The sequence below is a fragment of the Periweissella ghanensis genome (assembly GCF_918814755.1).
Taxonomy (GTDB): domain Bacteria; phylum Bacillota; class Bacilli; order Lactobacillales; family Lactobacillaceae; genus Periweissella; species Periweissella ghanensis.
On record NZ_CAKKNT010000014.1, the window covers coordinates 44,206 to 53,905 of the forward strand.

A 9,700-nucleotide genomic window follows, 5' to 3' on the forward strand; every position below is an offset into this window, starting at 1 on the left:
CTAATTTTTGCTTGGTAAGGCATTAATAAATTTAACAGTTTGAGCAAACGTTACTTGGGCTTTGTCCGTAGCAAAATCAAATTGATATTCATGATTAACAGCTTCCTTATGCGGGAAGAAGCGTGATGTTACTGGGACGCCATGCGCACTTAATTCATTAACTAACTCTTTTCCGGATGATTCAAAGGTAAAGCGATTTCCATCAGTTATGTATGATGTTGGAAAAGCACTCGTAACTTTATTTGGCACTGAGCCTTGTTCAACTAAAGAACTCTTATCCCAGAAGAATTTGCCTGTCATTGACCAGCCAATCGTGTGGATAAACCATTTCATTACTAAACTACTATTATTTTTATTGTCTTTAATAAAGAGTTGAAAATCATATGGACCACAGTAGAGCACCGTCCCAGCAATTTGCTTAACGGGCACTGGTACTTCTGGAACTGCTTTAGCATACTTAGCATTCGTTGCTAAGGCCGCATATTGCGCCGCAATTTGTGCCCCGGCAGAATCACCACCTAGAATAATTTGCACCTTTTGCGGATCAAGCCCCCATGCCGCGGCATGCTGTTTAACAAAACTAAGGCCTTTCGCCAATTGTTGGACTTGCGTTGGGTATTTACCATCAGGGGCCACCGTATAATTTAAGGCCACCAATGTCACTTTAGTTTGACCAACTAAATCTGTGGCAAATTCTTTCATGCCGGATTTGTCACCACCAATAAAGCCCCCACCGTGCATCCACACCACAATCTTATTGTTCGGTGCTGCTTTTGGTTGATAAATATCGGCCGTTTCGTCTTTTTGTTGACCATACGCAACTGATTTTGTCACTTTCACATTTGGTTGGTTACTCATGTACATTTTGGGATTAGTTATTTTAACCGTCCCGTTAAATGCTTGTGCAAAAAAACTAGCACTTGGTTTAGGTGAAACTGTTAAAAGTAAGACGATAACGATAAGTAAACCCATAATGATGATCGCTAACGTTTGTAAAATTCGTTTAATAATCCGCATTTGTAATGCTCCTTTGAAAAAAAGTAGAAATCAGGATAAACAACTCGTCTATCTTAATTTCTACTATCTAATATACACTATTCATTGCAACGAATCTTTAACGACCTTCATTACCCGTTCGCGCTCTTGATCTGAGACCACTTCAAAAGCTTGACCACCAATCATTTGGCCTTGACCTTGCATGTGATCACTAACAACTTTCTTAGCACCATCGCGATAATTTAATGCTAAATCACGTAATTGATCAAATTTTAAATTAGTTTGCACGTTCTTGCTTAATTCTTCTAACAATGACGTATCCGCTAACGTTGATGGCCGGGCAATTTTTTTAATTAACGCTGTAATCACCAAACGTTGCCGAGTTTGCCGGCCATAATCACCTTGTGGATCTTCATGGCGCATCCGTGAAAATTCAAGGGCTTTTTTACCATTCATATGGTATGTTTGGCCTTTTTCAAATTGATAACCCGCAAAATCAAATGATAACGGTGACTTAACATCAACCCCATCGACTTCATCAATTAATTTTTCTAAGCCCCCCATATTAATAAGCACGTAATAATCAACTGGACTATCGACTAACTTTTGGACCGTATTCATCGCCGTCCCGGTTGAACCATATGCATAGGCCGCATTAATTTTGATTTTTCCTAATTGCGGAAAACCCGGAATCGCTGTTCGGGTATCCCGGGGAATACTCATCAAAGTTGTTTTTTGTTGTTTTGGATTAACGGTTGCTAAAATCAAGGTATCTGTCCGGCCCCGTTCCGTTCGATTAAACGCCCCAGTATCAGTTCCTAACAACAAAACTGAAATTGGTTTCCGACTTGCAATCTGATCATTCGGATCACGCAATTGTTTATTGTGGGCAGCTTTATAACTATCATTAACCAAGTTTTGCGTCTTAATGTACGTATACGTAGCGACACCCCCTACCCCAAGTACTACAACAACTAGGATTGCTGTTATCACTTTCCAAATGCGAATTTTTTTCATCAATCAGCCCCACTTTCATTTACATTAGTTTATTGTTATTCATTTTATCATTAAACTCCGACCCTTGTACGCTTTATTTTAATGTTATATTTATCACTTTAGCCTAAGTTTATTGCTTTTTAGATACTCATTTTCATATTTTATTCAAAAAAGTTTGTATTTTTTTAGTAATTATGTATAAGTCATTACAAAATATTATATAATTAAGAGGTAAAAATAATAATTAACTTTGATTAGTTTTTTACCGTTTAACACATATCAACTTAAGGAAGTATTAGACATGGCAGATTCAGTTTCAAAAACGATCTATCTTCAAACGATTCTCGAACTTACATACGGTCAGAGTCGCGAACAAGTCGCAAATAATCAAATTGCGGAACATCTCCACGTAACCCCATCATCTGTTTCAAATATGATGGCTAAACTTCAAGAAAGTGGGGAAGTTGATGTTGAACCTTACTACGGAGTTACTTTAACACCCAAAGGTCAACAAATCGCACTACGTTTAACTCGGATTCATCGTTTAATGGAAGTCTTTTTTTCCGAAAAACTCCATTTATCATCAACTAACGCCTACGCGAACGCTGTGCATTTTGATCATCATGCTGATGATACATTGCTAACAGCTTTAGATGATTTTTTAGGTCATCCACAAACATGTCCACATGGCTTACCCATTCCAGACGCTACTTACACTTGCGATTCACATCCACATCGTAATTTAAACACGCTGGTTGCTGGAACTGAGTTCACAATTGTTGGTTTTAACGAAGATGCCGAGTTACTCGAATATCTTGAATTAACGGGGGTTACTCTCAATTCAACTTGGAAATTCATTGGCCGTATGCCATTTTCCGGGCCATTAGTAATTGAAAGCTTAGTATCAAAAAAACAAATTCAAATTTCAGAGCATGCTGCTAATTATGTTTATACCAATTAAAAAAATCCAACCATTTATGGTTGGATTTTTTGATTGAATTATTTACTAAAGTCAACCAAGATTTTAGCTTGTGATTTGTCGCTTGTAAGGGCGTCAAAACCATCAGTTACGATTTGGTCAAGTTCGATTTTCTTAGTGATAACTGGTTTAACATCAATTTGACCACTAGTTACCAAGTCAACCGTTTGTTGGAAGGTCTTCTTTGAGTAAGCAATGGTAGTTGTAAGCTTGACACCAGAGTTCATCAATTGCATTGGGTTGAATTCAATTGGGCGGGCAAAGATTGAAACGATAACTACTGTACCACGGGCTTTAGTGGCATCAATTGCTTGTTCGAAAGTAGGCCGAACACCAGCAACTTCAAATGATACATCAACCCCACCAGGAACAAGTTCGTGGATTTTTTCAATTGCGTTAACGTCAGCTGGGTTAATTACATCAGTAGCACCCATTTCAAGGGCTTTTTGTAAACGAACTTCTGACAAGTCAACGGCGATAATCTTAGTGGCACCGGCAGCTTTGGCAGCCGCAGCAACTAACACCCCGATTGGGCCCGCCCCGAAGATAGCAACAGTTTCACCAAATTTCAAGCCACCTTCTTTAACCGCTTGAACAGCAACAGCAGTTGGTTCGATTGTTGCCGCCAAGTCCAATGGGAAGTCTTGTGGCAAGCGAAGCAAGTTCTTTGCAGGAACGTTAGCAAATGAAGCAAAGCCACCATCTGTACTCAAACCAATAAAGGCGTAACCATCGTACACATCATCACCGTCAGGACGAATTTCGTGAGTAACAGTTGGGTTGATTGATACGTGATCGCCAACTTTCCAGTCAGTTACATTCGCGCCAACTTTGTCGATAACCCCAGAAAATTCGTGACCCATTGTTAATGGTGCATGTCCACCCGTTAATTCTTCGGGTGCATCAACGGGAATAAAAACTGGACCTTCCAAGTATTCGTGTAAGTCAGAACCACAGATTCCAGCCCACGCAACACGAACAACAACTTCATCATCCTTTAATGGTTTCAATTCCACGTCTTCAACTCGAACATCTTTAACACCGTGCCATACAGCAGCCTTCATGATTAAATACCTCTTTTCAAATTACGTTAAATTTTTTAGAAACTTCACTAAGGATCAGCTGCTTTATACAGTCAATTCTTATGAGTTCATAATACTACTTTGTAAATTCGATTACACCTTTTATGCCGGAAATATTTTGATATTATCAAATATTTAGAAAACGCTTACATTTATTAGCAAAAAGATTGCCTTTTATAAATTGTCACGTTAGACTAGCGTTAAAATATTGGAGGATTGTGTCATGAATTTAGCTTACGATGCCACGGCTTTAGCCCAACAAATCCGTACGCAGCAAACAACCAGTGTGGCGTTGGTTGAACAAGCCTTAACGGCCATTAAGATCACTAACTCGCGGTTAAATGCCGTTACCCATTTAAGAACGACCGCAGCGTTAAACGAAGCGCGCTATTACGATGCGCACCCTAGTCAGCGCCCATTTGCTGGGGTCCCCATTCTGCTTAAAGATCTTGGGCAAGATTTAGTCGGCCTAGCAGCTACTTCCGGTTCCCGATTATTTAAAACCAACGTTGCCACCAAGACTGATAATTTTGTCCAAGCCATTATCGATGCGGGCTTTGTGATTATCGGCAATACAAATGCCCCGGAATTTGGTTTTAAAAATATCACTGATCCAACGCTCTTTGGTCCCACCCGTAATCCTTGGAATCCGGCCTACTATTCTGGGGGCTCTTCTGGCGGTTCAGCTAGTGCCTTAGCAGCTAATTTAGTTAGTATTGTCACGGCCAGTGATGGTGGCGGTTCCATTCGTATTCCTGCTGCATTTAGCGGCTTAATTGGTCTCAAACCAACTCGTGGCCGGGTTCCCGTGGGACCAAATGGTTGGCGTGGTTGGCAAGGCGCTTCAATTAGTTTTGGGTTAACCCGGTCAATGCGCGATACTGCTAGTCTATTAGATGCATTACAATGCTATCAACCAGCCGCCCCCTTTAGCACCCCTGTATTTACCCCTGGCTTTACAAAGGCGCTAACAACATCCCTACCACCTAAACTAACCGTCGCGTACAGTTTAAAATCCCCCGTCGGTACCACAGTGAGTGATGATGCGATTAAGGGTGTCTTAACGGCGGTTGATTTTTTGAATCAACATGGCATTGCCACGGTTGAAATCGATAACCCCCTTGATGGGATTGCGATGATGGAAAGTTATTACGTCATTAATGGTGGGGAAACGGCCGCCATGTTTGCCAGTATTGAAGCCGCCATGCAACGACCCCTTACCCGTGACGATATGGAATTAACTACGTGGACGATTTATCAAGCCGGGTTGCCCCTAACCGCAGTTGACTATAGCCAAACATTAGCCACATGGGATCAGGCTAGCTTTGTGATGGACAATTTTTTACAAACCTATGATCTATTTTTAACGCCCACGACAGCCACAACCGCCCCTAAAATTGACGGTCAACCACTAATGACGGCTGCAACAATTGATAAAATGCTCCATGTGACCGAACTTTCAAAACAAGCCCGGTTAGACTTAGTATATGAATTCTTTGCTGATAGTCTAGCGTTGACCCCCTTTACCCAACAAGCTAATCTGACAGGTCAACCGGCGATTAGCTTACCAACAACACTTGCTAGCAATGGTTTGCCCCTTGGCATTCAATTTACTGCCCGTAAAGGTCGTGAAGATTTGCTCCTCCAAATTGGCCAACTTTTTGAACAAGCCCAACAGTTCAAATTTTTACACCCGACAATTAATTAAAAACATCTGATTTTACATTTACTAGCTAAATCGTTAAACTTGACTTTTAGAAATAAATTTTAACTTTTGGAGGCTATTTATGTATTTTAAGCAGGCAACGCAAAATGATTTTGATACTTTGCTAACTATCTTGCAAGATGGGCGGGCCCAACTTGCTGAGGCAGGCATTAATCAATGGCAAGGTGATTATCCTAATGTTGAGCAAGTAAAAGCAGATATCGCCGCAGGTAATGCTTATCTATTCAACGATGATACGCACGAAACAGTTGGTACGGTAACCGCCCAACCAGCCCCGGATCACGTTTACGATAGTATGGATGGTACTTGGTTGATTGATACGGATGCGTACTTGACCATTCATCGCTTAGCTATTCATTCTGACCATGCTGGAAATGGTTATGCCACGAAGCTTTTTACACAAGCTATTGATCATATTATTAGTGACCATCCAGAAGTTAAGAGTTTACGGGTTGATACGCACGTTGATAATTTAGCAATGCAACGGATTATCACAAGTAAGATGGTCTTTGAAAAAGTCGGCACGTTGACGGGAATTTATCATCCGGATGATAAGTGCTTTGTTTATGAAAAAGTGATAGAGTGCGAGAACAACCGGTAGGCAGTGAGCACTAACGAAAAACGATAAAATACGATCTTGCTATTTTAATCGTTTTAAAGTTAGGCGGAATACTTTGGGGCTACGAGCACGTCTTGGCTCTGCCACCTTACTCACTTCCACCCTGTTTCACATGAAACATATCTTATAAAACATTAAAAAAGCAGGTTGTGACATAACTCTTTTCAAGTACTAAATTGCTATCAAAACGCGCTCCAGAAGTCCGATATATTCGAAATACGACAAAATCCTCTACGAAGAATTTTCTTCATAGAGGATTTTTAGTGTATTTCTCGATATCGCCCGACTTCTGTCACAGCTCCTTTACAATCTCTAAAATAATTCGCGTAATTTATGCCGTTGCACTTTACCACTCGCCGTCGTTGGAAATTCGGCAATGGACCTAAATTCCACCGGAACTTTGTAGTGTGCTAAATGCATCCGACCAAATTGTTGAAGTGCCTGGGTATCAAGGACTTGATCACTAATGACAAACGCCACCGGAATCATCCCCCAATCGCTATCGGCTTTACCAACAACTGCAATCGCTTGGATACCTGGATATTGACTATAGGCATGTTCTACTTCATCAGGGAAAATATTTTCACCACCTGAAATGAACATATCATCTTGACGGCCTTTAATAAATAAAAAGCCATCGTCATCGATGAACCCTAAGTCACCGGTCTTATACCATCCATCAGCCGTAATTTTACGCGCAAAATCCGCTGCTTGGTTTAAGTAGCCCGCCGTTAAATTCGGCGCTTGTAATTCAATTTCACCAATGCCTTGTTCTGGATTTGCTAAGCGAATTTGCACCGGAAAAAGTGGTTTACCTACTGAACCGATTTTAGCTCGCGCATCATCAAAGTTTAATGCCACAATTTGTGATGCGGTTTCCGTCATCCCGTATGACTGAATGACAGCAATATTTTGTTGCTCACATTGCGTTAACGTTGCCGGATCAATTGGCCCGCCACCAAGAAGAAAACACCGAAATTTAGCATTGTAACCCGTTATTGGGGCAACTGCTAATAAACGTTTTAACATCGTTGGTACAACTGACATAATCGCAATTGGTTGTTCAATTAAGCGTTTTGTGACAGCAACATCATCAAACCGGGCTACTAAATCAACACCCATGCCATAAATCAAACTACGCATCATGATTGATAACCCACTAATGTGAAATAACGGCACCGCACATAACCAACGATCGGTCGCTTGTAAACCAAGGTTTAACGCCGAACCGATAGCTGAATAGAAATGATTTTGGTATGTTTGTAAGACCCCATGTGGATTACCCGTAGTCCCAGAAGTATACATAATTGACGCAACGGCCGTATCGGAAAAATCAGCTACAACTTCGATTGGTGAAACGGCGGCCGCCTGGACTGTTGAAAGTAAATGCATATCAACTGGCAACGCCATCCAATTAGGGATTTTATCAGCCAACTCATCATCGATCAGTAACGTTGTCACGCCAGCATCTTGTAACTGCCGGTGTAGTTCATCATTGGCTAAACGAAAATTCAAAAGTACCGGTTGAATTCCCAACTGTTGAACCGCCATAATAGTCATATAACTAGCCGCGGTATTTTTAGCTAAAATTGCAATACGCTGGTTGGTTGTCGCCGTTAAAGTTGCTAACTGGCCGGCAATTTTTAGGACGGCGGCCTGTAATTCTTTGAAAGTCCAACTTTGATTTGCGACGGTTAAAGCGACGCGTTCAGGATTTAAACTCACCTGTTTTGTTAACCAATTTTGCAATTTATTGCCTCCAGTTGTTTATGGGAATTTAGGGAACTTAGAAAAGTCTGGGGTCCGTTTTTCGTTAAAGGCATCCCGACCTTCTTTAGCTTCATCACTTGTGTAGTAAAGCATCGTTGCATCCCCAGCAAATTGTTGGAGACCAGCTAACCCATCGGTATCAGCATTCATGGCTGCTTTGATGAAACGTAAAGCGGTTGGTGACTTAGTAAGCATTTCATCACACCATTCTAACGTTGCTGCTTCGACTTCCGCCAATGGTACCACGCGGTTAATCCAGTTCATGGCCAACGCTTCTTCGGCTGTGTAGAAGTGGTTTAAGAACCACACTTCTTTGGCCCGTTTGTGACCAACGACCCGGGCTAAGTAACCTGAACCATAACCAGCATCAAAACTACCAACCTTCGGACCAGTTTGCCCAAACATTGCGTTATCAGCGGCCACTGTTAAATCACAAACTAATTGCAAGATGTTACCACCACCAACTGACCAGCCCTTAACCATAGCAACCACAGGCTTAGGAATAATCCGAATTAAGCGTTGTAAATCAAGCACATTTAACCGGGCAATATCATCTGGACCCACGTAACCACCGTTACCACGAACTCCTTGGTCACCACCAGAACTAAAGGCCTTGTCGCCGGCCCCGGTAAGGATGATGGTTCCAATCGTGGCATCATCACGACAAATTGAGAAGGCTTCAATCAATTCGGCAATGGTTACTGGTGTGAAGGCGTTGTGCCGTTCAGGCCGGTTCATTGTCAATTTAGCAATTGCCCCAGTTCGTTCAAATAAAATTTCTGAATATTCTTTAACAGTTTCCCATTTACGTGTTTCCATTTTTCTTATCCTTTCACGTACAATAAATATATAAAACTACTACAGGAGTGTAACATATGAATTTACTTGATCATTTAAACATCCAAATTGACGCCGTTGACGCTCAAAAGACTATCATCTCTGTTCCAGTCACTGATGCTTTAAAACAACCCTATGGTATCGTGCATGGTGGCATTAATGCCGTTCTGGCTGAAACAGCAGCTAGCCTAGCTGCCAACGCCTATGCGCCTGCTAACTATGTTGCTGTTGGTGTCAATATCAATACAAATCATCTCCGACCGGTTGTCACTGGCCATCTTGTTGCCACAGCCACGCCAATTAGCCTAGGTAAAAACCTCCAAACTTGGCAAGTTGAAATTCATCAACAACCAAGTAATAAACTAACTAGTACGAGTACGGTCACAACAATGTTGCAAGTTAAACCTACGAATGTTTAAGTTGTCACTCAAGTTTAAATTACTATATTAATCTTATAAAATGTATTAGGCATAATGCAAGTAAAATAACAGTTATCTGCCATGGAATCTCATACGCAAAAGCGCTTAGCAAACTTTATCTTTGCTAAGCGCTTTTATTTCTATTGGATATATTGCGTTAATAACGGTTCTACACTATTTGATGTTGATGAGTAAAATCATCGACATCTTTTTTTGCAAAAAAAATAGGACACCGTATGTCCTAGTGCTAAAATTAAGTCGACGAAAACCAAAGAA

9 protein-coding genes are annotated in these 9,700 nt (G+C 41.1%); 4 read left to right on the forward strand and 5 right to left on the reverse strand.

Annotation, left to right across the window (positions count from 1 at the left end):
* On the reverse strand, window positions 1-1,017 hold the full coding sequence (locus LQZ76_RS05930) for an alpha/beta hydrolase (RefSeq protein ID WP_230098834.1): 1,017 nt from the start codon (window positions 1,015-1,017) through the stop codon (window positions 1-3).
* A gap of 81 nt (window positions 1,018-1,098) precedes the next feature.
* Window positions 1,099-2,013 (reverse strand): LCP family protein, encoded by a 915-nt coding sequence (locus tag LQZ76_RS05935; RefSeq protein WP_230098835.1) that lies wholly within the window; start codon window positions 2,011-2,013, stop codon window positions 1,099-1,101.
* 280 nt (window positions 2,014-2,293) lie between these two features.
* Between LQZ76_RS05935 and LQZ76_RS05940 the strand changes: the two genes are divergently transcribed.
* Complete coding sequence (locus tag LQZ76_RS05940) at window positions 2,294-2,953, forward strand: metal-dependent transcriptional regulator (protein ID WP_230098836.1); 660 nt, start codon at window positions 2,294-2,296, stop codon at window positions 2,951-2,953.
* A 38-nt stretch (window positions 2,954-2,991) separates the two neighbouring features.
* Here the strand turns inward: LQZ76_RS05940 and LQZ76_RS05945 are convergent, their stop codons facing one another.
* Window positions 2,992-4,035, reverse strand: coding sequence for a 2,3-butanediol dehydrogenase (locus tag LQZ76_RS05945; protein ID WP_230098837.1), 1,044 nt, complete (start codon window positions 4,033-4,035; stop codon window positions 2,992-2,994).
* 241 nt (window positions 4,036-4,276) lie between these two features.
* Here LQZ76_RS05945 and LQZ76_RS05950 point away from each other — a divergent pair, with 241 nt between their 5' ends.
* Window positions 4,277-5,761 (forward strand): amidase, encoded by a 1,485-nt coding sequence (locus LQZ76_RS05950; RefSeq protein ID WP_230098838.1) that lies wholly within the window; start codon window positions 4,277-4,279, stop codon window positions 5,759-5,761.
* Between the two features lie 79 nt (window positions 5,762-5,840).
* On the forward strand, window positions 5,841-6,380 hold the full coding sequence (locus LQZ76_RS05955; protein ID WP_230098839.1) for a GNAT family N-acetyltransferase: 540 nt from the start codon (window positions 5,841-5,843) through the stop codon (window positions 6,378-6,380).
* Window positions 6,381-6,710: 330 nt separating this feature from the next.
* On the opposite strand, the gene LQZ76_RS05960 is transcribed toward LQZ76_RS05955, so the two are convergent.
* Together LQZ76_RS05960 and menB are read right to left on the reverse strand one after the other, a co-directional pair.
* Entirely contained in the window at window positions 6,711-8,147 is a 1,437-nt protein-coding gene (locus LQZ76_RS05960) for an o-succinylbenzoate--CoA ligase (protein WP_230098840.1), read from the reverse strand.
* Between the two features lie 18 nt (window positions 8,148-8,165).
* Complete coding sequence (gene menB, locus LQZ76_RS05965) at window positions 8,166-8,987, reverse strand: 1,4-dihydroxy-2-naphthoyl-CoA synthase (protein WP_230098841.1); 822 nt, start codon at window positions 8,985-8,987, stop codon at window positions 8,166-8,168.
* Between the two features lie 56 nt (window positions 8,988-9,043).
* Here menB and LQZ76_RS05970 point away from each other — a divergent pair, with 56 nt between their 5' ends.
* Window positions 9,044-9,424 (forward strand): PaaI family thioesterase, encoded by a 381-nt coding sequence (locus LQZ76_RS05970; RefSeq protein ID WP_230098842.1) that lies wholly within the window; start codon window positions 9,044-9,046, stop codon window positions 9,422-9,424.
* The last annotated feature ends 276 nt before the right edge of the window (window positions 9,425-9,700 follow it).

Bases quoted from the DNA above. Each gene is read 5' to 3' on its own strand.
- LQZ76_RS05930 (WP_230098834.1), bottom strand. From the start codon at position 1,017: ATGCGGATTATTAAACGAATTTTACAAACGTTAGCGATCATCATTATG.
- LQZ76_RS05935 (WP_230098835.1), bottom strand. From the start codon at position 2,013: ATGAAAAAAATTCGCATTTGGAAAGTGATAACAGCAATCCTAGTTGTT.
- LQZ76_RS05940 (WP_230098836.1), top strand. From the start codon at position 2,294: ATGGCAGATTCAGTTTCAAAAACGATCTATCTTCAAACGATTCTCGAA.
- LQZ76_RS05945 (WP_230098837.1), bottom strand. From the start codon at position 4,035: ATGAAGGCTGCTGTATGGCACGGTGTTAAAGATGTTCGAGTTGAAGAC.
- LQZ76_RS05950 (WP_230098838.1), top strand. From the start codon at position 4,277: ATGAATTTAGCTTACGATGCCACGGCTTTAGCCCAACAAATCCGTACG.
- LQZ76_RS05955 (WP_230098839.1), top strand. From the start codon at position 5,841: ATGTATTTTAAGCAGGCAACGCAAAATGATTTTGATACTTTGCTAACT.
- menB (WP_230098841.1), bottom strand. From the start codon at position 8,987: ATGGAAACACGTAAATGGGAAACTGTTAAAGAATATTCAGAAATTTTA.
- LQZ76_RS05970 (WP_230098842.1), top strand. From the start codon at position 9,044: ATGAATTTACTTGATCATTTAAACATCCAAATTGACGCCGTTGACGCT.